Here is a 21,992-nt window from a genome sequence, read left to right as displayed (position 1 = left end):
CAAAGATAAAGATTACTCTAAAGGTATTGCAATTGCTTCTAGCATTTTTCCTGATGAGCATACTCATATAGAAATGGTAAGATTTCCTGCTGGTTCAGATATCAATACTTTTATGTTTGTTTATTTAACTGCTGATGGTTCAAAACTTACCCGCCCACTAAAATTTTTATCTAATATTGCTAAACATCCTGTAGATTTTTGTCGTAGCATTTGGCCTTTTGATTGGGCCAAACGTAGCACAATAGTTTTGGCTATGCAAACCTTGGATAATTCTATAAGACTAATTCCAAAAAGAAGTTTAAGTGGCTCAATTAAATTACTTACATCTCAAGAACATGGAGAAGCTAACCCCAAATATATTCCTGTAGCAAATGATATAACTCGAAGACTTGCGGAAAAAATAGATGGAATCCCTAAATCAGCTACAACAGAAGTTTTTTTAAGTTGTCCTGTTACAGCACATATCCTAGGTGGTGCCTGCATAGGTGATAGCCCAGAAAAAGGAGTAATTGACCCTGAAGGCCGTGTTTTTGGCTATGACAATATGTATGTTTGTGATGGCTCAATGATTACAGGAAATGTAGGTGTCAACCCTTCTTTAACCATCACTGCACTATCTGAATATGTAATGAGTCACGTGCAAGCTTAGAAAATAAAACCTATTTTCTGTGTCTTAATTATTGTTTGGAATATAGGTTAATAAGGAATTACTATTAAAATTTGCGCTATCACAAATTACTTGTCCAACTAACCTACTATTTGAATTAAGAGTTAATACCCCTTCTGGAATATTGACTGTTCCATATAATCTTGTATTGCTATTAAGTTTAACTTCTCCATTTTTAATATTTACTGTTAAATCTGCTATTTTTTTAGCATCTCCTATTTTGGAGTTACTATTTAAGGTTAAACTATTTTGAATATTAATAGTTACCTTACCTCTTATTTCTACTAATGTATTAGAGTTTAGTTCTAAGGAGTGTAAATTATATATAGTTTCTTTATTATCTACACCTAATATAAAAGCTGACTTACCATGCGCTCTTAAAATGCCATAACTACCTTCTGGAACAGCTAATGCCAAGTTATATCTGCGAGTTAAAACCAAATCTCTAATAGTAGAAAAATCCCCAGGACTATCTCCTTTGATTAAAAAAACATCCCTAGTTCCTTTAGGTTCAGTAACAAAAGGAATTTGATTAATTGTTACTGCGTCAGTACGAGTGATTATATGATTGATTGTAGAACTACCATTTAGTTTAATTACATAGTTTGAAGGATAATCTTTTCCATCTCCTATTACTGTACCTTTATAAGAAGCACCTGATGATTTGTTAATTTCTGGGCTTCCTGGCACATAAATATCACCTGCTACGGTTGAATTACCATTTATATCAAAAGATTCGCCTGACAAAATTCTTATAGAACCTTCTACTTTTCCATCTCCATTTAATTTTGGGCTACGCCGAGTTATTAAAGTATTATTTGGGATTTGCAATGTAGGTTTAACATTTGTGCTTACATTGTTTTGTGCTGTAACAGTATAATTTATTACTTGATCAACCTTAATTGTAGTTAATAGAATAATCACACTTACTAGTTGACACAGTAACATTAAACCTCTATATCTTTTTTGCATGGCTAAGTCTCTTTTCTATAAATTTTATTGATTATCTATTACTTTTTACAAAAACTCACTTAACTATTGCTTAATATTTTATTTTTTTGGCAATGCTGTCTTGACAATAAATTTATTTGAATTAGAATTATTCTAAATTTAATAATAAAAAAATACTGGAGGGTTTATGAAAGTCAGAGCTAGCAATGAGCGCGGAAGAACAGAAATAGATTGGCTGGATAGTTATCATAGTTTTTCATTTAACTATTATCATGATCCGCAACATATACATTTTCGCAGTTTAAGAGTAATTAATGAAGACTATGTAAAAGCTGGTGCAGGATTTGCCCCACATTCTCATCAGAATATGGAAATTATTACTTATATTTTATCTGGTGAATTAGCACATAAAGATAGCCTTGGTAATGGTTCTACTATAAAACTGGGAGAAATTCAGCGTATGAGTGCTGGCACAGGAATTACTCATAGTGAATATAATGCTTCTCAAACTAATCTTGTCCATTTGTTACAAATTTGGATAATACCTGAAAAGAAAGGTATTGAGCCTGGTTATGAACAAAAAGCTATTAATCTAACAAATGGACAATGGCAATTAATTGCATCAAAAGATGCTACAGAAACAGTAGTAAAAATACATCAAGATGCTGACCTTTTTGTAACTAAACTATTAGCAAATCAATCCATTAGCTATAAAGTGTCTCCAAATCGTTATGTTTGGATTCAAATTGCAAAAGGAAGCGTTTTTCTTAATGATAAATTATTAGATCAAGGTGATGGAGTTGCTATTAGCGAAGAAACTGACTTAACATTTTTAGCTAAAACAGACTCAGAAATTTTACTTTTTGATTTGGCTTAATAAATATTGGTACCTCAAGGAGAAAACATATGACACCCAACATTGGACTTACAGCAGAACAACGAGCCGAAGTAGTAGAAATACTTCATACTTTACTTTCTGATGAATATGTACTCTATACTAAAACCAGAAATTATCATTGGAATGTAACAGGCTCAAATTTTAGTGAGCTACATAAATTTTTTGAAACACAATATGATGAACTAGATACAATTATTGATGATGTTGCAGAAAGAGTTCGTGCATTAGGCAGTAAAACTATGGCAACATTACGAGAATTTTCTGAAAAAGCTCGTGTAAGTGAACGACCTAGCGAGTATCCTAACGCCCAAACTATGTTAGCTAGTTTACTTGCTGATCATGAATTAATAGTTAATCACTTACGTAAAGATTTACAAGTCTGTAATGATAATAATGATGCTGGAACTGGGGATTTTCTAACAGGTTTAATGGAACAGCATGAAAAGATGGCTTGGATGTTAAGATCCTATTTAGAAGATTAAGTAGTACCCAGTAAACGATAAAGCCCCCTTGGGCTTTATCGTCCTAAAAATGTAAGTATTAAAGCAATTAAAGTTAATCCGCCTCCAGCAAGTCCTAACCAATTTGGATGTAGGCTTCCTATAACCCATCCGCCCATCAAGGGGGCAGCAATTCGAGAAAAACTTTCTATAGATGAAGTAACACCTAAAACACCCCCACGCCGATCTTCTGGAGCAGCCCTGAGTAATTAAACTTGTAAGCGATGGTCTAGTCATACCTGTTCCAAAAGAAAAAAAGATAGCCACAATAATTAATTTCCACCAAACATCAACAAAGACTATACTTAGTAGTCCTATCATATTAGCCAACAAGCCAATCATTAAAGCTTTACTTTCTCCTAATCTTTTAACTATTGGGCTAACTGCTCCACCTTGCCAAATTATTCCAAGTAAACCAACTACAGCTAGGAAATAGCCCGTATCACGTGCAGTAAAACTTAATTGTTTTAAGGCATAAAGAGCAAACATTGAGGTATATAAGTTAAAAGGAAGAACAAAAAAGAGGAAAATTGCTAATAAATTTCTTAAACTAGAAATTTTAAAGTATTCAATAACTCTTAGATAAACAGAGAATCCACCTTTTCTATCTGGATTAAGGCGACGATTTGGTTCTTTTAACAAGAAAAATGTTCCTGTAATGCTAATTAAAGAACAAAGAGCAGCAGCATAAGCAGGCCATTGGTAGCCATAAACAGAAAGAGAGCCACCTAAAGCGGGGCCAAATAAAAATCCTAGCCCAAAAGCAGCACCTATTAAGGCATAACCCTTAGTCCATTCCTCTGGCTCAAGTACATCGCTAATATAAGCTTGTGTTACAGTAACATTGCCACCAGAAAATCCATCAATTATACGAGAGATAAATAACCAAACAATTGAATGAGGTAAAAAAAGGGCTGAACCTAAAAGAAGAAAGCCTGTAAAAGAGCCTAATTGACTATAAAGCAGTAAAGGTCGCCGTCCAAATCGGTCGCTCATTTCGCCTAAAATAGGCCCAGCAATAAACTGACAAATAGAATAACTAGCTACTAGTAAGCCAACTAAAAAGTCAGAAAGTTGTAAACTTTTAGCATAATAAGGTAAAAGAGGGAGGATAATACTAAAACCTAGCAGATCGACCCAAATAATAAGAAATATTGGTAACAGCTTTTTCATTTTTCTACTCAATTGATTTTTTAAAAATAGTTTTTCAGTATACTACAGATAAATAATCAGGCTAGTTGCTTTGGAGCAAGAAAGATCCTTATTTTTGCTAACTAAACTTAAAAGTAAAAAGTAATTTTTGCTAAAATAACAACAATTTTATTTACTTTGGAGTAGTTATGAGGCTATTTACCTGCCAAGAATTGCAGTTAGTTCGCCAAGCAACTCAACAAGCAGCGTATTTAGTTAGTTGCTTTTATTGCCTTGCTCCTCGTGAATGGACAATGCTACGTTATGAAGTAAAAACCCAAGAAGAATTAACAATTAATGAACGTTTAGATACTGTGTTAGCTCAAGTATTGTGTTATCAATATACTTGCAAAATTAATCAAAAAATAGAATATAAAGACCTTTATTGTATTTGCCTTCAAGATACAAAAATACTCAATACTTTTAATAATATTGAAGGAGATTTGTTTAACTTATTGCTTTATGTTCTTACACATGAATTAGTTCATGTTGTTAGGTTTGGGCAACAATTACAACGCATTGATCTAGCTATAGAAGAAAGAAATAAAGAAGAAGAAAAAGTAGAAATAATTACAGAAACAATCCTTTCTAAACAAGTAAACTATTTAACTCAAATACCTTTAACAAAGATTAAATCTAGTTGTTTGCTATAACAAATAGCAAAGTCCTGCAAACAATAACATAAAAATATTTTTGTTTGCAGAACTTTAGAGTTTTTATAGAGTTAAATTTTATTTTTTAGCATATTTAACAGAACAACCATAAGGTTTAGTTTGTGGTTGACTAACACTTTTACCTGCTGTTAGTTCTGCTAAAGCTTGATCTACAAAATTGATAGTTTCTTTACCCTTATCTCCACCTGGATCATCATCAATACTACCTTGATAAGCTAGCTTACCATCTTTTCCTACAATATACATATGAGGTGTAGTTTTTGCGCCATACATATTGCCAACTAAACCTTCATGATCATCTAGGATAGGATAAGAAATATTATGAGTTTTGATCCATTCTTTATATTTATCTTTACCCATATAGCTAGTTGTGTTGACTGCTAACCAAACAACATCTTTGCCTTTATATTTTTCTGCTGTAGTAGTCATAGTTTTAGCATCATAATGGCGTTTAACAAATGGACAATCAGGATTAATCCATTCTAAAACTACAATTTTTCCAGCAAAATCCCCTAAAGAAACTTTTTTACCATCTTGATCTTCAAGAGAAAATGTTGGTGCAGGTGCGCCAACTGTTACGGCTGAAGTTGCAGTATTTACGTTAGCATTTGTTGTTGCATCAGCATTATTATTTACATTTAAGTTACTTTTTTCTGTAGAATTATTAGCAGTATTGTTAGCTGGTACTATATTATTATCAGCCGTAGAACTTGCACAGCCACTAAAAGCAATACTCATTATTACTACTAAAGTGGCAATCAATAGCCTTATTTTCATAAAAATTTAAGCAGCTAGATTCTAAATTTTTAGAAATAGCTACTTTACCTCCTAATTTTAGTAATTTTGGGATTTGGCAATAAATTATAGTTTTTTCGCAAGTAGTTTGAAAATAGCCAAAAGATAGATTTTGGAAAATAACAAATATTTGCAAATTAATTATTTTCTTTGGGTTTTACAGTAAAAACAGGTGTTTTAGCTAAACGTACTACTTTCTCAGTTACACTACCTAATAAAAAGCGTTCAACTCCTGTTAGTCCGTGAGTTGCTATAAGGATTAGATCATTGTCATTTTCTTCTGCAAATTCAGCAATAGTTTTTGCTGCTCGACCTTCAACAGCAAAAATTTCTGTTTCAACGCTAGGTTCTTTTAATTCATTAACTAAACTATTTAGATTTTCCACTACTCTTGTTTTTATATTTTCTGCTACAGAAGTAAAAGCTATTTGATCCATTACATAAAAGGCTGGATAAACAGGTGTGTCAATTACGTGTAAAATCTGCAATTTAGCTTGATAGTTCTTAGCTAGATCCATAGCATAACTAAGCAATTGTTTGGAATGAGAAGAAAAATCTATTGGCACAAGAATATTTTTTATTAGCTTAGAATCTCTATCCATAGCCATACCTTTACCAATAGTTAAAACTGGACAAGTAGCAGTTCGGATAACATTTTCTGCAACACTACCAAGTACTAAATGACTTAAACCTTGACGGCTATGAGTTCCCATAACAATTAGACTAGCTTGGAATTGATTGGCATAATCTACAATCATAGAACTAGCAGAAAGAGCAGGAAAATATAATTTTTCCACTTTTAGATCGCTAATTTGGTATTTTTCCACTAAATCTTCTGTTAAATATTCAGCATTTTTTCGCAGGTTTTTATATAAGTTCTCTTGGTCTGGGGAAAAATACCCAGCATAACTATAATTAACTATGGCGTGTAAAATATGAAGTTCTGCTTGAAAGCGTCTAGCTAGGTCAACTGCATAAATAAAAGCTTGTTCAGCATATTCAGAGTAATCCGTAGGGAAAAGAATTTTTTTCATTGTAATCATTTTTTTGCTCCTTAGCCTGTAAGATAACAACTTTTATTTATCTAAAACGCAAATAATATGCCTATAATTATTATTTCTTTTTGGCTAATCCTTTTAACTCTTGATAAACAACCTTTACTTTATCTTCTGTTTCTTTAAAAGACCCTGAAGTATCAATTTCAATATCAGCATATTTTCGTTTTTCATCACTAGGCATTTGTGAGTTAATTCGGCTTTCTACCTCGCTACGAGATAAATTATTTCGTTTCATTACTCGCTCTATTTGGCTTTCCTTGTCACAATAAACAACAATTAATTTATCAAACCTCTTATAGCTACCCGTTTCAATCATTAGTGCAGCATCTATGATAACAATAGCATTTGGGTCTTGATTAATAGTTTCTGAAATTAGACTATCTTGTTTATCAATAATAATTGGGTGTAGGATTTGGTTTAACTTTTCTCGTTTTTCTGGACTGCTAAAAATAACTTGCCCTAATTTAGCACGATCAATTGTCCCATCTTCGGCCAATATTTCTTTACTAAATTCTGCTACTACTTTTTCAAATCCAACTTCCCCAGGTTCAACCACTTGACGAGCAATTTTATCTGCATCAAAAACATAACAACCTAATTCAATAAATGTTTTTGCTACATGGCTTTTACCAGTACCAATTCCACCAGTTAAACCAACTTTTAACATAAACTTTCCTAATAATTTTAATAACTATAAATTACGTCGTAACTTAGCAGCTTTAACGGTATTTTTCATTAGCATAGCAATTGTTAGCGGCCCAACTCCCCCAGGCACAGGAGTTAGATATCCTGCAATAGTTTCGCAATCTGGCTCAACATCTCCAATAAGGGTATAACCTTTTTTTTCTAAATCTTCTAATCGTTTAGTATAATCAGGAAAATAACGTAAGATTTCTGTTTCTTCAGTAAGCTTATTAATTCCAACATCAATAACAATTGCACCTGATTTTATATGCTCTGTAGTTATAAAGGCCGTCTGACCTAGTGCAGCAACTATAATATCAGCTTCTCGTGTAATTTCTTTTAATTTAGCTGTTTTAGAGTGACAAACCGTTACAGTAGCATTTGCATGTATTAAAAGTAGGGCCAAAGGTAGCCCAACAATTCGGCTACGACCTAGTACAACAGCACGTTTTCCCGCTGGATCAATATCATAACGTTTTAGAAGTTCCATAACTCCAGCAGGAGTACAGGCAACAAAACCTGTTTGTTTTAATGCTAGTCTACCAACATTTTCTGGATGAAATCCGTCTACATCTTTGTTAACAGAAATGGATGCAAAAATTTTATCTGCATCAATTTGTTTTGGTAGCGGCATTTGTACCAAAATTCCATCAATATTATCTTGATTATTTAGCTTAAAGATTAATTCTTGTAACTCTTCTGTTGTAGTAGATTTTGCCAAAACATGTTTTTCTGAATAAAGCCCTAAAGTTTCACAAGTTTTTACTTTGCTTGCTACATAAACTTCAGAAGCAGGATCATTTCCAACAATCACTGCTGCAAGCCCTGGTTTTACTTGATAAGACTCAAATAAATATTTTACCTCTGCTGCTACTTCCTCTTTAATTTGTTTTGCTACTTTTAACCCATCAAGCAATTTTGCTGTCATGAAAAAATATTCTCCTGCTTTATTATAAGTTACAATTCTATTATAAATACTTAAGCTATTTATTAAATTTCTGCTTTTAGTGCCTTCACTTCTAATTGAAATTTTGGAATTTGTGGTAGGCTTTGGGTTTGGCCTCCAGCCTTGCTAGCACGTGCCACATGCCAATAACAAAAAGCTAGTTTTGTGACTGAGCGTAAAAATTGGCGTTGTGCAGTAAATTTTTTCCAATTTCCGCTAAATGCAGTTGTAGATAACCATTTTAAGCGAGCTAAAGAAGAACCTATTAGTTCTAATTCTTCAGGAGAAATCAAGCCTCGTGCTACTTCAATTGCTAACATTTCTTTAATTAATTTGGCTTCTCGGCTAGCCATATAAAACATTACTCCAAGCATAATTAAAAATAATGGCACCCAAACAACAAGATAAACTATAAAATAGCCAATAAAACCAAGCATTATACTTGCCGCAACTGCAATACCATTCCAAAGAGCATCAAAATTACTGCTCCTATATAACCAGCTAATGGCATTACTATTTTTAAGGTTTTATTATGAGTTTCTCTAGCAATTCCACAACCAATGCCCGTCATAGAGGTAAATAAAGCATGGGCAAATGGTGATAAAACACCTCTAAGGAAAAGAATAACAACTAATCCCGGGCCAACACCAGCAGAAGCAAACTCTCTACCATAATAAAGCACGTTTTCTACCGTAGCAAATCCTAGTGCTACTACTCCTGCATAAACAATACCATCTAAAATATCATCAAATTCCTTGCGTAAAAATATAGAAATAAGTAAAACGCCTAGTCCTTTTGTTGCTTCTTCAATCACTGGAGCAGAAACAACAGTTCCTAATATATCACCTAAAGATCCACCTATTACAGCACCAAAAATTGTGTTAACAAAAAAAGATATTATTACAGCTACCAAAGCACCCCAGGCAAATGCCCCACCTAGGGCCCAAGCCGGTTCTGGATCATAACGGTCTAGCCAAAGAAATAAAAGTAAATAAAAAGGAGCAGGAGTAAAGGCTAAAATTGTGCCAACTATTGATCCAGCCAACCCAATAGAACTTAGCATTATCACACCAACCACTAGCATTAATACTGCCATAACACCTAAACTAGCAATTATACTAATAGTTTTAGTGCTATTCTTTTCTTTTTCTGGGTTATAAACACCTATATTGCTAAAGGATTGTTTAAGTAAAGCCGTACCATTTGCTAAAGGACTAGCAGGATTTTGCCCATACTGCCCATAAACAGGGCTATTCATAGAAGGGTTTGGATTTACTGGAAAATTCATTTGTGGGTTTGGAGGATTTATTGGAGGATTTATTGGCACTGAAAACCCAGGATTTGCTAGTGGTGTATTATTTGGAGGCATCCTATTTTGGTTAGTAGGAGAAAAAACAGGATTATTAGCAGCAAGAGGGGAAAAGAAATTTTGTGGGCTATCAACTACAGTTGGATTTAATATTGGTGGTTGTTGTACTAAAGTAGGCAATATCTTTGAGTTATCTTGCTCAATAATAACTTGAAGACTTGGCCCTTGATAACCAAGTTGGATTAAACTGCCAGCTTGCAATAAAGCTCTTTCAACACGACTTCCATTAATAAATGTGCCATTAGTGCTTCTTTGATCTGTTATATAAAAACCATCTGACTCTAAGCTAATAACAGCATGCCTTGTTGATACACCAGCATCTTTGTTTGGATCAAATCGTAGTGAACAATCTGTTCCTCTACCTAATAATAAAGAGCCTGTTTCTAATTGAAATTCTTGACCTGTTAATGAGCCACTTTGAATTATTAGCCGTAATTTCATAATTTTTTACCAAAAATTAAATTAAATAAGTTGATAAGTGATACTAGCAAAATAACCTAAGTTTTTCTAATTGTAGCATAATTAACAAAAAATCCTTAATATCCAAAAACCTATTTTATCACCAAATATCAAAAAGGAATCTATGGAAAAATTGACTAAACAATTATCAATTGCAGTAGAAATATTATCACAAGCTAAACAAATAGTAGTATTAACCGGAGCAGGAATTTCAGCAGAAAGTGGAATCCCTACTTTTCGTGATGCACAAGTTGGGCTTTGGGAAAATATGACCCAGCAGAATTAGCATCCCCTACAGGATTTTTAAATAACCCTAAACTTGTTTGGGACTGGTATGAGTACCGTCGGGATATTGTGCGTAAAAATTCACCTAATCCTGCACATTACGCATTAGCAGAAATGCAAAATTTTCTAAACTTAGCTGTTGTGACACAAAATGTTGATGCTTATCACTCTCAAGCAGGTAGCAAAAAAGTTTTAGAACTTCATGGAAGAATAATGGAAAATCGTTGTTTTAAGGAAGGTAAATTACTTAATGACATAGAATTAGATCATAGTAGCATACCTCCTAGGTGTAGTTGTGGAAGTTTTGCACGGCCCGGAGTAGTTTGGTTTGGAGAATCGCTTCCAAGTGACACTTTAGAACAGGCATTTAGTCTAGCAAGAAATTGTGATGTTTGTTTAGTAATTGGTACAGCAGGAGTTGTACAACCAGCAGCATCAATTCCTGTTTATGCAAAAAATTCAAAAGCTTTTTTAATTGAAGTTAACAATCAAGAATCTGCTCTTACTTATTTGATGGATGTATTTTTAGAAGGAAAAGCAGGCGAAATAGTGCCTAAACTAATGGAGCTAATTAAATCTAAAAATAGTTAGCTATTATTTACTTAATCATTTTGAAAACGTCTAGCAGTATTGTCTAATTTAGAACGCTCTGTTGTAGATATATTCTTTGTTATTTGTCCAGTTCGTTTTGGATTTTCTATATAAGGATCAGCAGGTCTAGCCTGTTGACTATTGTTAAGTTCTGCAACAGAAACAAGTTCAAAGCTTACCCAGGCTGAACCAAACCTTAATAAATCACGGTGTTCTAACTTAACACCTTGTGTGTAATTAGATGTAACTACAAATTCTTCTGTATGTGTACCACCTCGTTGAATGGCTGTTCCATTAGAACTTCCATGATCTAGCAGAAAAAAAGCACCATTGCGAAAGAATATTGTTGCATGTTGGCGAGAAACACTATTAGAGAGTGCATCTGCCGATTCTAGGTGAGCAAAAACAAAGTCATTTCGTCTAATTAATTTTCCTGTTTGTTCATTAATTACACTACGCATCCGCCCAATATAAACTATTGGTTTGGTAATTAAATATTGATTTTGATAAACAACTGCATTATGTGCTGTCAATCGCCCTATTTGAGGAATTTGGGGGCTAGGTGCTTGTACAGATGTTACAGTTCTTTTGGTCATATCAAGAGTGACTAAAACATCTTCGGCTGACATTTCTGGCCCTGGCCAATCTAGAGCAAAACCAGCACGACGATACATTACCCGACTATTACCTTTGCTAACAGTCTGAACTTCCACTCTAACAGCATTAAATAGACTTAAATTTTGACTAGCAAGAAAAGCTTCATAAGAACGCAAAAAATTCTTCGCCATTAAAGATCATTTCTAGATCTTCCACTTTTTCTGCTTTTGTTTCTGGAATTGAAATTGTGATTATATTTGGTGTACAAACAATACTACCATAGTTATAGCTATTTTGTTTTACTTGATCGATTATTTGATAAACAATTTCACGAGCATCAAGATCTTCTTCGGTTACTGTCCAACTTCTTTCTGCGGCAGCAATTAGATATTTTTCTATTTGTTGTAAATATTTGTTATTAAAGTCCATAACTATAACCAAATAAAGACCAGTAAAGTAAGTAATATAAGCAAAACCCTGCTAGAATTTTAATTGATATAACAAAGGCAAAATGGTTTAGGATTAAAACAAGTTTACTTTAAAAAATAAGTTTTAGACAAGCAAAATATTTACTAGAAATTTATTTGTTTAGATCTTCAAGATCTTCAACAAATTGTTCTAGTTCTCGTCGCACAACATAATAATCTTCTAAAATATCATTAAGTTTAACAATAAAAGGAATTTCTAAGGCTGCTGCGGCTTCGGCTCGTGATTCTAAAATAGTAGCTTCTTCACTACCTTCAGGGTATTTTTCTACTTCTTCCATCACTTCATAAACATTTTCGCCGCGGGGGTGTTTATGATAACAATGACTAATAAAGGCAAGTGTTAAGCCATCAATACAAAGTTTTATTTTTCTGGCTCATCAAAATCAACTCTTACAAGTAAATAAGAATCTGGTGGTACACTTAGGCGTTTAGCTAAATTTATAATTCTTTTTTGTAGTTCATCAGATGAAAATACATTCATGCATTCACTCTATAAATTAAGGATTTAGCGTGTTAGTAATTGGCGTAAAGCCTCTTCACGCTCACGATTTTCTGCTATTTGAGCTACTATTGTAGATGGAACTATTCTTTCTGTACATTCTTCTGTTGGTAATGGGCAACGTTCACAACTAGTTCCAACTTCTATACGTGGAATAGCACGATCTTTAAGGAATTTTACTGTTTTTTCTAAATTTTCATCAAATTGCATTCCAATAGTAACACTAGAATTAGCATTTTGATTTAAGGTTAAAGGACGTGCTAGTCCAAAACATAAAAACTTATTATCTGGTTCCTCAATAAATCTAGAAATTTGTATCCCAACAATTGGATGAGTCGTTATTCTACGCGCACTCCGAAGTTGGCGTAGAAGTCTTAAACCTAACCAACGCCGGCAATGATGCTCAGTTAAACCCAAGCCGTTAGGAACCAGCAAACGAAACATATTAAATTGCTTTACTAGCTTTACTCTACCTTGCTCCTCATTGTAGCGCAAGAAGTGAAGTTTGAAACCAAAAAAGCGCGGAATAATTTCGCTCAATCTATAAAGCAACATTTCAGGTGTTACACCATATTTATCTAAAAGAGAAAGAAAAACTTTTGGTTTCCATTCAGAAAGTGAAAAAAAGTCTGTAATATCGGCTCTAATAGATTTACTCTTTATTAATAAAGCACCTGCAAAATAACTAGCCTTAAAATCATTTAATACCTGCTCAAAAGAGTCTACTCGTTCCGGTGCTGAGGTTAAAGCTCTAATTTTTAAGCCTAAAAATTGATATCCTATTTCTCTAGCTAAAAGAAATTTTCTTTGCGTCAAGTTTAAGCGAGGATTAATCAATAGTTTAGGCTCTTCTCTAGGAATTAGTATTGCTCTATAACCTTGAAGTTTAGGATTTTCAGCTAAAGAGCTTTCATCTATTTGATAATGATAAAATTCTTTTATTAATTTACAAAGCTGCTCATAGGAGTAGCCATGTAAAGATGGATCACCATAATTATTGTCAAATTCTTCTACAGCTTCTTCTATTTCTTCAAAATAATTTTGTTTACGTTCTTGATAAGCTCGCAATGCTGCACGAAAAAGATGCTCTACACCTACTTGATAATGATTAGCAATATCTACCATTGCTTCTACTAAAGCAGCCGCTTCTGAAGGGCTACGAGTCATTATTTCTAACAAATCTGTTAAAGCAATACCAAAAAAATGAAAAGGAAAATCTTTTAAGATTGGAGAGGAAAGAAATGTTTCAAGAGGTGCTAGTTCTTCAGAAAGTTTTAGTGATACTAACTCGTCATAATTACGTCCCAAAACTTCAGCCATACGAACAATTTTTTCTGTTTTTGGGTATTTCTTACCACGTTCTATTTCTGTAACATAAGAAGGTGATAAATCACAACGAGAAGCGAAATCAGTCAATGACATCCCATGTCCTTCACGAAATTTCTTTAATTTCATCCCAAAGATTACTGGAATATTCAGGCTCATAGAAAATTGACTCTTTATGGTTTAACACTACCCTAAAATATAGGTAGCAAGTATTTTTCAAATTAGCTAAAACTTATAAGATTAATATTAACTTTAAGCTGTCGATACTATCATTTTTGCCTATGGGATTGCAATCTATCCCTCATCTTGAGAAACCAACACCTCAATTTGTTTATATTTTTTAGACTGTGAGTTTTAAGTGTTTTAGATTAATATTGCCAAAACCATAAATCTAAATTTGTAGGAGTAAAATTTGTGACCACTTTTTCTTGGATAGAATCTGTTCATCATGATAGTTCTTTGCTCTATGTCAAACTAGAACATGAAAAATTAGGAACAACCGTAACAATTAAAATTAGAGCAGATATTGATGCTCCTATCAAAGCAATTTATTTACGTACCTGTCCAGATGGAGAACAATCATTAACTCCAATGTACCCGATTAGTGCAGATTCATTAACTGGAGATTTTTACGCGAAAACCATTAATGTTTGTCAATGGTGGGAAACTAAAGTTGTAATTACAATGAAGCATTTTAACTACCGTTTTTTTATTCATTCAATAAATGGAAGTTGGTGGTTTAGCGGCGCAGGAATACAACAACACACCCCTCTAGATCATACAGATTTTAAGCTATTAGTTGATTTTAATGCTCCTTGTTGGATTCGTGACAGTGTTTTTTATCAAATTTTTCCAGATCGTTTTGCTGATGGAGATAAAAAATCAAATGTAAAATCTGATGAGTATCTTTGTTATAACCAACCTGTAATTTCTCGTCCCTGGGGTGAACTACCTCGTCCACATGGTGAAACTGGCGGAGTAGAGTTTTTTGGAGGTGATTTAGTTGGTGTATATAAAAATTTAGACTATTTAACAGAATTAGGTATAAATGCTATCTATCTTAACCCTATTTTTACTGCTCCAAGTAATCATAAATATGATACAGCAGATTTTCTTAATATAGATCCTCATTTTGGGGGTAACTCTGCCCTAGTAAAGCTAAGACAAGAATTAAATAAAAAAGAAATGCGTTTAATGTTAGACATAGTGTTAAATCATTGTGGGGCAACGCATCCTTGGTTTATTGATGCACAAACAAACCCTAACAGCGAAACAGCAGAATTTTTTACTTTTTATTCACGTCCTAATAATTATGCTTCTTGGCTGGGAATTTCTAGTTTACCTAAACTAAATTATCGTAGTGAAAAACTAAGAAATAGAATGTATGCAGCACAAGATTCTATTTTACGTCATTGGCTTAGACCTCCATTTTCTATTGATGGTTGGCGAATAGATGTAGCCAACATGCTAGCTAGACAAGGAGAAGCACAACTTGGACATAAAATTGGTCGCGGTATTCGTAGAGCAGTAAAAGCCGAATTTCCAGAAGCTTATCTTTTAGGTGAACATTTTCATGATGGTACTGCTCATTTGCAAGGTGAAGAATTGGATGCAAGCATGAATTACCGAGGTTTTACTTTTCCACTTCTTAATTGGTTGGCGGGTTTTGACATTGATAAAGCTTTCGTTAAAGATTTAGACACTTCTCAAACACTACCAACAGAAGCATTTGCTAAACAATTGCAAAATTTTCTAGCTACAATTCCTTGGCAAATTGCTACACAACAATTTAACCAACTTGGTAGTCATGACACACCAAGAATTTTAACCCTTGTTGGTGAAGATGTTGAAAAAGCTAAACTTGCTGCAACATTACTACTTACTTATCCAGGGCATTCCATGTGTTTACTATGGCGATGAAATTGGCCTTGCAGGAAAAGCTGACCCTGATAATCGTCGTTGTATGGTTTGGAATAAAAAGAAATGGAACCAAAAATTATATCAACATTATCATAGCCTAATCCGTTTAAGACGCTCTTCTACGGCTCTTTGCTGGGGAGGTTTCCAAATAATATATGCTGCAAATCAAACGTTTGCATTTTTAAGAGAAAGTGAACAAGAAAGAATTATTGTTGTTGTAAAACGTGGTAAAGATAAATTAAAAGATTTACCTGTGCGTCATGCTGCAATTGCTGATGGTACGGCTTGGGAAGAATTAATAAGCAGACAAGAAAGAAATGTTCATCATGGACAACTTTCTTTAGGTAAACATTCAGCAGTTGCTATGCAAATTTGGCGAGAGAAATTTTAATTTTTAAGCTCTCAAATTACTAGAAGTTTTTTGAGAGCTTAAACTTAAAAACTACGTCTAATTAAGTAAGACATCTTAATAAAAAATGTCTGATTATTTCGCCTAAGTCCAGGTTCAGCAACACCTGTAAAAGGACTAAAACCATTAACATTTAAGTTAGCATTATAACCAACAAAAAGTGATGTGCCTGGATTTGGTGTCCAACCTAGTAATAATTGCCCTATTGCCCTTGTAGCTAGCGTGTCATAGTCAATACGAGTGCGAATAAAAGTAAAAGGAGTAAATTGATAATTAGATTTTAAGGAAAAAATATGGTCATCAAATGCTACTCGTTTTGTGTCATTACGAGTTAATTTGCTTCTGTTATATTCAAATGAAAGTCTAAATTTATCTATTGGCTGGTAATTAAGCCCTGCATTTATAGCTAGTTCGTTTCCTTTGCCTGGGTCAAGTGGTGCATCAGGATTAATTAAAGCTTGAGGGCTAACACGTGGAAAACGTGGGCCTGCACCAAAATCAAAATCAAAATTGTTTGTAGTACGTGCAATAAAGAAAAATAGGGAATATTGCTTAACAGGAGTTGTTTCCGCTGAAAAAAACCAAGAATTTTTATATGCCGAGCGTTCTGCATCACCTAGAAAAGTTCCTGATTGATTATTATTTCGTTTAGGCCCAAATTCTTCTTCAAAAAGCCGTTCATATCTACGACTATAACCTCCACTGATAAAGGTTTGTCTAGCAAAATTAAAACTAATTTCAGGATTCATTGTCCAGTTTTGAACTCGTCCTTGCCAATCATAATTAATTTGATCAAAGTTGATAAACCTTATTGAAATTAACTTTGCATTAGCTTTAGGATCTGTACTTAAACGAATAAAACCCGTATTAGTATTATTATTGACTCGACGGGTAAACCCTACATCAGCACGATAATTAGTTGAACGTCCAATTCCTTCAATAAAATAACCAAATCGTCTGCCGGTATAGTCTAAATTCCAAAAATAACCAATTCCATTACCTGTGCGATATTCTGATTTGCCTATTTTGGGATCAAAAAGAAACGACGTGAATTTGTACCAACAACTTGAAAAGTAAAAATTGTTTTTGGATCAACTCGAAAACGTCCATCAAATCCTAAAACATTATTATGTCGCTCAATAAAACTATAACTACTAGCAATTATTCCAATGTTAGAATCCTGCCCAATATCGCGTTTTACTCTAGCCACACCAACATAAGAATTTTTATCTAAAAATTTTTCAATAGCAGGTCGTAAATTAGCATTGTTTCTTTCCTCTAAAGAAAAATTCCTGGGGCATTATCTGAGGATAAAAATAACCCAAAAGTGTCTCTATCCCTTTTCCCTGTTAATTTAACAGCTACATCAGGGTCAACAATAGTTCGAGTATTTACAATTGCTAATGGTGTGCGAAATATATCTACACCCTCTAAGAAAAAAGGTCGTCTTTCTTCAAAAAAAATTGGAAAACGTTGATTAGCTGTAACTACTGTAGCATCAGCCTCAACTTGAGCAAAATCTGGATTAACAGCAAAATCTAATGTTACATTTGGACTTAATCCTACTTTTATACTTAATCCTAAATCTCGCATTAATGATTGGTTAATAAAGCGTCCATCTGAAGTAATTGGGTTAGCTGTAACTCGTCTTCCAGTTTCTGAAAGGGTTAAACTAGGTATTATTTCTATATTTCGTTCTGTAGAAACTTCTTCAAAGCCTGTTAATTGTCCTGCTTGGACTAAGGTTCCTGTTCTTTCTCGTGAAATAGGCATCCAAGAATTTAACTCATTATTACCTCTTCTAATACGACGGAAAACATGCAGACCCCAAGCTTTATCTTTACCTGCTTGATAACGCAATGACTTAAAAGGTATAGCTACTTCAACAACATATCCATCTTCTGTAACTGTGCCTTTAGATTCCATTACTACATCAACACTATAATCTTCCCCCATCCCTTCATTAAAAATTCCATCACCTTGTATACCTAATGGATTAAAGAAAAATACATAAGCCCTGCGTTTATCATTAAAAGTATCTAAATAAACGCCTATGTAATCATCGTTAAATATTTCATCTCTTTTAGCGATATTTGCACGAACTTTATCAGCCTCATCATAAGCATGAAAAGCAATATAAAGAGTTTTTTCATCATAGCCAAAGCGGACTTCAGTTCTTTGTGTAGGTGGGATATTGTCGCCAGGTTGGGTTTGATAAAAATCTGTAGCTACAGGTGTGGTCTTCCAAACATTTTCGTCTAATCGTCCATCAATAACTGGTTTTTCTGTAAATTTGTTTAATACAAGGGGTTGGAGTTTTTCGGGTGGTAAAACGGGTGTTCCATTAGTAATTATGTTAGTTTGTGCTAGCAAAACACTAGGAAAAAAGCATAAACCAAATACTACAAGTACAGTCTTAATTAAAGGTTTCATTAAATGCCTCTAGCATTAATTAATAAAGAAATGTTTTGGCGGATAACAAACAACGTTACTAAAAAAAAATTGTTTCCTAAGTATAATATAATTTTAATTTTCTTATTCCACCTAAGACATATTTATTAAGTTAATATTTTTATATTTTAATAATTAAGACAGAGTGTTTTTAGAGTTTACCATAAAAGTATTAATTTTCTATATCAAATTTGAGTGCTGATTATCTCTTAAGTGATTTTCTATCAATAAGTAAGAAACAACTAGGAAATAAAAACTATAGCCTTTTGATAGGTAGAAAAACAAAAAAGACGGGCATTTGACCCGTCTTAATTTTGTATCCCTTTAGCAACAAACTAGTTAAGTTCTAGCGTGTATTTCTAAAACCACGTTCAAAACCTTCACTATAGCCTTTGCTGTAGCCCCGTTCATAATCATTTTCTTGTTGGCTACGTCTGTTGTAAATTCCTTGTTCATTTCTACGATTAGATTTAGAAGCTCTTTGCCCATCTTGGAAGCCTAATTTAAAGCCTTCTCTATAACCTCTTTCAAATTCTTTTTGTGAACCTCTATTTTGTTCTTGAAAGCCTTTATCAAAGCCTACTTTGTACCCTTGAATAAAGCCTTCTTCGTAAGCACGTTGTAGTTTATTACGTAAATTATTAGTACCTCTAGGAGCGCGTCTTAAGAAATCATCTGCTTGATTTCGAGTTGAAGCCTGACGACCATCTTTTACACCTATATTATAGCCATCTTGATAACCACGAGTGCGCCATTTTTGTATAGCTTGTGCTAAAGTTTCGTCAAATCCTTTGTTATAACCTTGTTCATAACCTGCGGAAAAACCATTAGCATAAGCTTGCTCAGCAGCAGATCGACTACGGTTTGTTGAGTAAAGATCTCTATTAGTTAGATTTTTTACTTCTCGTTCAGCATCGCGTTTTCCATCGCTAAAACCAGATTTGTAGCCTTCACGATAGCCGCGGTCATAATCTCTATCATAACTGCCATAGTAATTTCTATTATTTACAGAAGTATTTGGTTGTTGGTTATTAATATTTGGATTTTGTGCAAAAGTTGGAACTTGTAAGAAAATAAGACTAAAAATAATTGCTAAAGAAGTAGTTAATTTATTGAAATTTCTTGACATATGATTAATCTCCTGTTGCTAAAAGATTTTGTATTTGTTGGCTTTCTCTATAACAATTACAATGCCAAAACTTGCTAAATAGATAAATTTTTCTGCAAAAATTCTTATTTATTTGAGAAATAAAGCTTTATACTTTTATTAATTTTCCTACTAAGAACCAAAATTTTTTTTGCTCACAAGTTGGAAACTGATTTAGAAAGAGTCTTTAACCATATGGTGTAAAGAATTTTTAGTATTTGCTATTTACGTATGAGAAGATTAATTTTACTTAATAAACCGTATCAAGTATTATGTCAATTTACTGATAATGGTCAAAGAATGACACTAAGCGATTACATTAAAATACCAAATATTTACCCTGCTGGACGGCTTGATTATGATAGTGAAGGACTTGTTTTACTTACCAATGATGGTAAGTTACAGCATTTAATCACAGATCCTAAAAATAAAATGCCAAAGACTTATTTAGTTCAAGTAGAAGGGCTTCCTAATCCTGAAGCATTAAAACAATTAGCCCAAGGAGTAAGATTAAATGATGGGTTAACTCTACCTGCTCAAGTTAGTTTGATTGAGTCACCAAATATTTGGCCGCGTGTTCCACCAATTCGTGAACGTAAAAGCATTCCTACTAGCTGGATAAAGCTAATTATTAGAGAAGGACGTAACCGCCAAGTGCGACGGATGACAGCCGCAGTTGGTTATCCAACTTTAAGGTTAATTCGTCAAGCTGTTGGGGATTGGCATTTAGACAATTTAGAACCTGGTCAATGGCAGGAATTAAAAATTAATTAGTAAAATTTACTAAGTTGATAAGTTTTTCAAACAAGCCTAGCTTACTTAAAATAAAAGTGATATAAAGACAGATTATTTTCTAAACTTGCCTGTTTTAAGCTTCTTCGGAAAGGTAATATATAACGCATGAAAGCTGTAGTTTGGACACTACTAGGGCTAGTAGTTTGTCTATTTGCATTTGTTAGGGATTTACCAGCACAGGATTTTGATTTTCAAGCTACACAACCTGTTGTCGCCCCTTTTAATGTCGGTTTAGTAGCTGCGTCCATTCATACAGGCTTTCTTAATAGCAATTTTAATGAACTTCGTGGTCTTCAACCCAATGGTTTAGCAACAATAAATACTATTGATGTTGGCATTGGTGACATTAATGGCGATGGATTTAACGATATTATTTCTGCTCAGGCAACTACACTAATAAATAATAATATAGATAAAAATTGCATTTTAATTTTTCTTGGTGCTGGAGATGGCACTTTTCAATTACCCCGTATTATTAATACTATTTCCAGACCTGTTGCACTGGAATTAACTGATTTAGAAGGAGATAGATTAACGGACATAGTTATTGCTGAAGATGGTTTTATAGAAGTAATGACAGGTCTTTTTTTTGTTAGAGGTGCAAAAAGTTTTGATCGCTTTGGCGATCCTAATGCTCCAAATGGTGCGTTAAGAACAAAAACTGGCAACCAAATCATTTCAACCTCTACAGGTATTTTAGATTTAGATAACATTCTTGATATTGCAGTAGCTGAACAAGGAGAAACTAATGCAGAAATAGAAGTTTTTTTTAGCATAACAGGAGGTTTTAACCCAGATGGTGTGGCAGACTTAAATCTTATTGCTAGTGGCTCAATTGTTGGTCAAACCTCTCTTGGTCAAAGTGTTACAACTAAAGCCATTGCAATAGAAATGGCTAATATTTCTGATTTAGGATCATCTTCAGATGGAGACTTTGATATTTTTTAGCTACTTCTTTTGGTGTAGAAATATTTGAAAATAACCTATTAGATTTTATTCCTCTTACTACTTTAGCAAATGCTGGTAGTGCAACAGCTTTAATTGTTAAAGACCTTAATTTTGATGGATTTCCTGAAATAATTTCTATAAGTCAATCTCTTAATCGAGTAACTATATTTAAGGCAAATCCTATGGTGGATACACAACACCTAGGCCAATTCCAGTTGATAATCCCGTTGCAGTAACAACCATAAATTTTAATAATGATGATTTAGCAGATTTAGCCATTTTACAAGCAAGATCAAGCGTTCCTGCAAGCATCACAATACTTTTAGGAGATATTAACACTTTAT

At 33.5% G+C, this 21,992-nt stretch carries 25 protein-coding genes and 1 pseudogene; 9 read left to right on the top strand and 17 right to left on the bottom strand.

The window, feature by feature from the left end:
• Positions 1 to 649 (top strand): cholesterol oxidase (locus tag IPK14_13985; protein ID MBK7994442.1); only part of this gene is annotated, 649 nt, incomplete at its 5' end.
• Positions 650 to 673: 24 nt separating this feature from the next.
• Here IPK14_13985 and IPK14_13980 read toward each other — a convergent pair.
• Positions 674 to 1,615 carry a hypothetical protein gene (locus IPK14_13980; GenBank protein ID MBK7994441.1) on the bottom strand — a complete coding sequence of 314 codons (942 nt, stop codon included), beginning with the start codon at positions 1,613 to 1,615 and terminating at the stop codon, positions 674 to 676.
• A 190-nt stretch (positions 1,616 to 1,805) separates the two neighbouring features.
• Here IPK14_13980 and IPK14_13975 point away from each other — a divergent pair, with 190 nt between their 5' ends.
• A complete protein-coding gene (locus IPK14_13975) occupies positions 1,806 to 2,495 on the top strand; it encodes a pirin family protein (GenBank protein MBK7994440.1) in 690 nt (229 codons plus the stop codon).
• A gap of 29 nt (positions 2,496 to 2,524) precedes the next feature.
• Positions 2,525 to 2,998, top strand: a complete 474-nt coding sequence (locus tag IPK14_13970) for a DNA starvation/stationary phase protection protein (protein MBK7994439.1) — start codon at positions 2,525 to 2,527, stop codon at positions 2,996 to 2,998.
• Here IPK14_13970 and IPK14_13965 read toward each other — a convergent pair.
• Positions 2,987 to 4,189 carry an MFS transporter gene (locus IPK14_13965; GenBank protein ID MBK7994438.1) on the bottom strand — a complete coding sequence of 401 codons (1,203 nt, stop codon included), beginning with the start codon at positions 4,187 to 4,189 and terminating at the stop codon, positions 2,987 to 2,989. The genes IPK14_13970 and IPK14_13965 overlap by 12 nt on opposite strands.
• Positions 4,190 to 4,356: 167 nt before the next feature.
• Here IPK14_13965 and IPK14_13960 point away from each other — a divergent pair, with 167 nt between their 5' ends.
• On the top strand, positions 4,357 to 4,860 hold the full coding sequence (locus IPK14_13960; GenBank protein MBK7994437.1) for a hypothetical protein: 504 nt from the start codon (positions 4,357 to 4,359) through the stop codon (positions 4,858 to 4,860).
• A gap of 78 nt (positions 4,861 to 4,938) precedes the next feature.
• Here the strand turns inward: IPK14_13960 and IPK14_13955 are convergent, their stop codons facing one another.
• The 6 genes from IPK14_13955 to IPK14_13930 all read right to left on the bottom strand — a co-directional run bounded on the left by IPK14_13955 (position 4,939) and on the right by IPK14_13930 (position 10,174).
• Positions 4,939 to 5,619 (bottom strand): redoxin domain-containing protein, encoded by a 681-nt coding sequence (locus IPK14_13955; GenBank protein MBK7994436.1) that lies wholly within the window; start codon positions 5,617 to 5,619, stop codon positions 4,939 to 4,941.
• 194 nt (positions 5,620 to 5,813) lie between these two features.
• A complete protein-coding gene (locus IPK14_13950; GenBank protein ID MBK7994435.1) occupies positions 5,814 to 6,719 on the bottom strand; it encodes a universal stress protein in 906 nt (301 codons plus the stop codon).
• Between the two features lie 70 nt (positions 6,720 to 6,789).
• Entirely contained in the window at positions 6,790 to 7,401 is a 612-nt protein-coding gene (locus tag IPK14_13945) for a dephospho-CoA kinase (GenBank protein ID MBK7994434.1), read from the bottom strand.
• A 24-nt stretch (positions 7,402 to 7,425) separates the two neighbouring features.
• Positions 7,426 to 8,346 carry a bifunctional 5,10-methylenetetrahydrofolate dehydrogenase/5,10-methenyltetrahydrofolate cyclohydrolase gene (locus IPK14_13940; GenBank protein ID MBK7994433.1) on the bottom strand — a complete coding sequence of 307 codons (921 nt, stop codon included), beginning with the start codon at positions 8,344 to 8,346 and terminating at the stop codon, positions 7,426 to 7,428.
• A 62-nt stretch (positions 8,347 to 8,408) separates the two neighbouring features.
• On the bottom strand, positions 8,409 to 8,801 hold the full coding sequence (locus IPK14_13935) for a hypothetical protein (protein ID MBK7994432.1): 393 nt from the start codon (positions 8,799 to 8,801) through the stop codon (positions 8,409 to 8,411).
• Positions 8,801 to 10,174, bottom strand: a complete 1,374-nt coding sequence (locus IPK14_13930) for a PrsW family intramembrane metalloprotease (protein ID MBK7994431.1) — start codon at positions 10,172 to 10,174, stop codon at positions 8,801 to 8,803. Before IPK14_13930 ends, IPK14_13935 begins: the two co-directional genes overlap by 1 nt.
• 142 nt (positions 10,175 to 10,316) lie before the next feature.
• On the opposite strand from IPK14_13930, the pseudogene IPK14_13925 reads away from it, so the two are divergent.
• Positions 10,317 to 11,068 (top strand): annotated as a pseudogene (locus IPK14_13925) (NAD-dependent deacylase).
• 11 nt (positions 11,069 to 11,079) lie between these two features.
• Here IPK14_13925 and IPK14_13920 read toward each other — a convergent pair.
• The 4 genes from IPK14_13920 to IPK14_13905 all read right to left on the bottom strand — a co-directional run bounded on the left by IPK14_13920 (position 11,080) and on the right by IPK14_13905 (position 14,137).
• The gene (locus IPK14_13920; GenBank protein MBK7994430.1) at positions 11,080 to 11,856 is read right to left on the bottom strand and encodes an FHA domain-containing protein; all 777 of its coding nucleotides are present in this window, start codon (positions 11,854 to 11,856) and stop codon (positions 11,080 to 11,082) included.
• Positions 11,828 to 12,094 carry a hypothetical protein gene (locus IPK14_13915; protein MBK7994429.1) on the bottom strand — a complete coding sequence of 89 codons (267 nt, stop codon included), beginning with the start codon at positions 12,092 to 12,094 and terminating at the stop codon, positions 11,828 to 11,830. Before IPK14_13915 ends, IPK14_13920 begins: the two co-directional genes overlap by 29 nt.
• A 151-nt stretch (positions 12,095 to 12,245) precedes the next feature.
• The gene (locus tag IPK14_13910; protein MBK7994428.1) at positions 12,246 to 12,434 is read right to left on the bottom strand and encodes a hypothetical protein; all 189 of its coding nucleotides are present in this window, start codon (positions 12,432 to 12,434) and stop codon (positions 12,246 to 12,248) included.
• Positions 12,435 to 12,658: 224 nt separating this feature from the next.
• Positions 12,659 to 14,137: an ImmA/IrrE family metallo-endopeptidase gene (locus IPK14_13905; GenBank protein MBK7994427.1), complete on the bottom strand. Its 1,479-nt coding sequence runs from the start codon at positions 14,135 to 14,137 to the stop codon at positions 12,659 to 12,661.
• Positions 14,138 to 14,392: 255 nt separating this feature from the next.
• Here IPK14_13905 and IPK14_13900 point away from each other — a divergent pair, with 255 nt between their 5' ends.
• Positions 14,393 to 15,898 carry a maltodextrin glucosidase gene (locus IPK14_13900; protein ID MBK7994426.1) on the top strand — a complete coding sequence of 502 codons (1,506 nt, stop codon included), beginning with the start codon at positions 14,393 to 14,395 and terminating at the stop codon, positions 15,896 to 15,898.
• Entirely contained in the window at positions 15,825 to 16,289 is a 465-nt protein-coding gene (locus IPK14_13895; protein ID MBK7994425.1) for an alpha-glucosidase C-terminal domain-containing protein, read from the top strand. The genes IPK14_13900 and IPK14_13895 overlap by 74 nt, the downstream gene beginning before the upstream one ends.
• 44 nt (positions 16,290 to 16,333) lie before the next feature.
• Here the strand turns inward: IPK14_13895 and IPK14_13890 are convergent, their stop codons facing one another.
• The 4 genes from IPK14_13890 to IPK14_13875 all read right to left on the bottom strand — a co-directional run bounded on the left by IPK14_13890 (position 16,334) and on the right by IPK14_13875 (position 19,887).
• On the bottom strand, positions 16,334 to 17,056 hold the full coding sequence (locus IPK14_13890; GenBank protein ID MBK7994424.1) for a hypothetical protein: 723 nt from the start codon (positions 17,054 to 17,056) through the stop codon (positions 16,334 to 16,336).
• 272 nt (positions 17,057 to 17,328) lie between these two features.
• The gene (locus IPK14_13885) at positions 17,329 to 17,517 is read right to left on the bottom strand and encodes a hypothetical protein (GenBank protein ID MBK7994423.1); all 189 of its coding nucleotides are present in this window, start codon (positions 17,515 to 17,517) and stop codon (positions 17,329 to 17,331) included.
• A 68-nt stretch (positions 17,518 to 17,585) separates the two neighbouring features.
• A complete protein-coding gene (locus tag IPK14_13880) occupies positions 17,586 to 18,740 on the bottom strand; it encodes a carbohydrate binding family 9 domain-containing protein (protein ID MBK7994422.1) in 1,155 nt (384 codons plus the stop codon).
• A 364-nt stretch (positions 18,741 to 19,104) separates the two neighbouring features.
• Positions 19,105 to 19,887 carry a hypothetical protein gene (locus tag IPK14_13875; GenBank protein MBK7994421.1) on the bottom strand — a complete coding sequence of 261 codons (783 nt, stop codon included), beginning with the start codon at positions 19,885 to 19,887 and terminating at the stop codon, positions 19,105 to 19,107.
• A gap of 249 nt (positions 19,888 to 20,136) precedes the next feature.
• On the opposite strand from IPK14_13875, the gene IPK14_13870 reads away from it, so the two are divergent.
• Both IPK14_13870 and IPK14_13865 read left to right on the top strand, forming a co-directional pair.
• Positions 20,137 to 20,679 carry a pseudouridine synthase gene (locus tag IPK14_13870; GenBank protein ID MBK7994420.1) on the top strand — a complete coding sequence of 181 codons (543 nt, stop codon included), beginning with the start codon at positions 20,137 to 20,139 and terminating at the stop codon, positions 20,677 to 20,679.
• Positions 20,680 to 20,805: 126 nt separating this feature from the next.
• Entirely contained in the window at positions 20,806 to 21,648 is an 843-nt protein-coding gene (locus tag IPK14_13865) for a VCBS repeat-containing protein (protein ID MBK7994419.1), read from the top strand.
• Positions 21,649 to 21,828: 180 nt separating this feature from the next.
• Here the strand turns inward: IPK14_13865 and IPK14_13860 are convergent, their stop codons facing one another.
• Positions 21,829 to 21,987, bottom strand: coding sequence for a hypothetical protein (locus IPK14_13860; protein ID MBK7994418.1), 159 nt, complete (start codon positions 21,985 to 21,987; stop codon positions 21,829 to 21,831).
• Positions 21,988 to 21,992: the final 5 nt, after the last annotated feature.

This window comes from Blastocatellia bacterium (assembly GCA_016713405.1).
GTDB lineage: Bacteria > Acidobacteriota > Blastocatellia > Chloracidobacteriales > JADJPF01 > JADJPF01.
The sequence above is the reverse complement of the archived record's forward strand: the minus strand, read 5'-3'. Positions and strand labels throughout refer to the sequence as shown.

What these genes read in the sequence shown, in the direction of transcription:
- IPK14_13980 (MBK7994441.1), bottom strand. Translation starts at nt 1,615, where the DNA reads ATGTTACTGTGTCAACTAGTAAGTGTGATTATTCTATTAACTACAATT.
- IPK14_13975 (MBK7994440.1), top strand. Translation starts at nt 1,806, where the DNA reads ATGAAAGTCAGAGCTAGCAATGAGCGCGGAAGAACAGAAATAGATTGG.
- IPK14_13970 (MBK7994439.1), top strand. Translation starts at nt 2,525, where the DNA reads ATGACACCCAACATTGGACTTACAGCAGAACAACGAGCCGAAGTAGTA.
- IPK14_13965 (MBK7994438.1), bottom strand. Translation starts at nt 4,189, where the DNA reads ATGAAAAAGCTGTTACCAATATTTCTTATTATTTGGGTCGATCTGCTA.
- IPK14_13960 (MBK7994437.1), top strand. Translation starts at nt 4,357, where the DNA reads ATGAGGCTATTTACCTGCCAAGAATTGCAGTTAGTTCGCCAAGCAACT.
- IPK14_13955 (MBK7994436.1), bottom strand. Translation starts at nt 5,619, where the DNA reads ATGAGTATTGCTTTTAGTGGCTGTGCAAGTTCTACGGCTGATAATAAT.
- IPK14_13950 (MBK7994435.1), bottom strand. Translation starts at nt 6,719, where the DNA reads ATGATTACAATGAAAAAAATTCTTTTCCCTACGGATTACTCTGAATAT.
- IPK14_13945 (MBK7994434.1), bottom strand. Translation starts at nt 7,401, where the DNA reads ATGTTAAAAGTTGGTTTAACTGGTGGAATTGGTACTGGTAAAAGCCAT.
- IPK14_13940 (MBK7994433.1), bottom strand. Translation starts at nt 8,346, where the DNA reads ATGACAGCAAAATTGCTTGATGGGTTAAAAGTAGCAAAACAAATTAAA.
- IPK14_13935 (MBK7994432.1), bottom strand. Translation starts at nt 8,801, where the DNA reads ATGCTTGGTTTTATTGGCTATTTTATAGTTTATCTTGTTGTTTGGGTG.
- IPK14_13930 (MBK7994431.1), bottom strand. Translation starts at nt 10,174, where the DNA reads ATGAAATTACGGCTAATAATTCAAAGTGGCTCATTAACAGGTCAAGAA.
- IPK14_13920 (MBK7994430.1), bottom strand. Translation starts at nt 11,856, where the DNA reads ATGGCGAAGAATTTTTTGCGTTCTTATGAAGCTTTTCTTGCTAGTCAA.
- IPK14_13915 (MBK7994429.1), bottom strand. Translation starts at nt 12,094, where the DNA reads ATGGACTTTAATAACAAATATTTACAACAAATAGAAAAATATCTAATT.
- IPK14_13905 (MBK7994427.1), bottom strand. Translation starts at nt 14,137, where the DNA reads ATGAGCCTGAATATTCCAGTAATCTTTGGGATGAAATTAAAGAAATTT.
- IPK14_13890 (MBK7994424.1), bottom strand. Translation starts at nt 17,056, where the DNA reads ATGAATCCTGAAATTAGTTTTAATTTTGCTAGACAAACCTTTATCAGT.
- IPK14_13880 (MBK7994422.1), bottom strand. Translation starts at nt 18,740, where the DNA reads ATGAAACCTTTAATTAAGACTGTACTTGTAGTATTTGGTTTATGCTTT.
- IPK14_13875 (MBK7994421.1), bottom strand. Translation starts at nt 19,887, where the DNA reads ATGTCAAGAAATTTCAATAAATTAACTACTTCTTTAGCAATTATTTTT.
- IPK14_13870 (MBK7994420.1), top strand. Translation starts at nt 20,137, where the DNA reads ATGAGAAGATTAATTTTACTTAATAAACCGTATCAAGTATTATGTCAA.
- IPK14_13865 (MBK7994419.1), top strand. Translation starts at nt 20,806, where the DNA reads ATGAAAGCTGTAGTTTGGACACTACTAGGGCTAGTAGTTTGTCTATTT.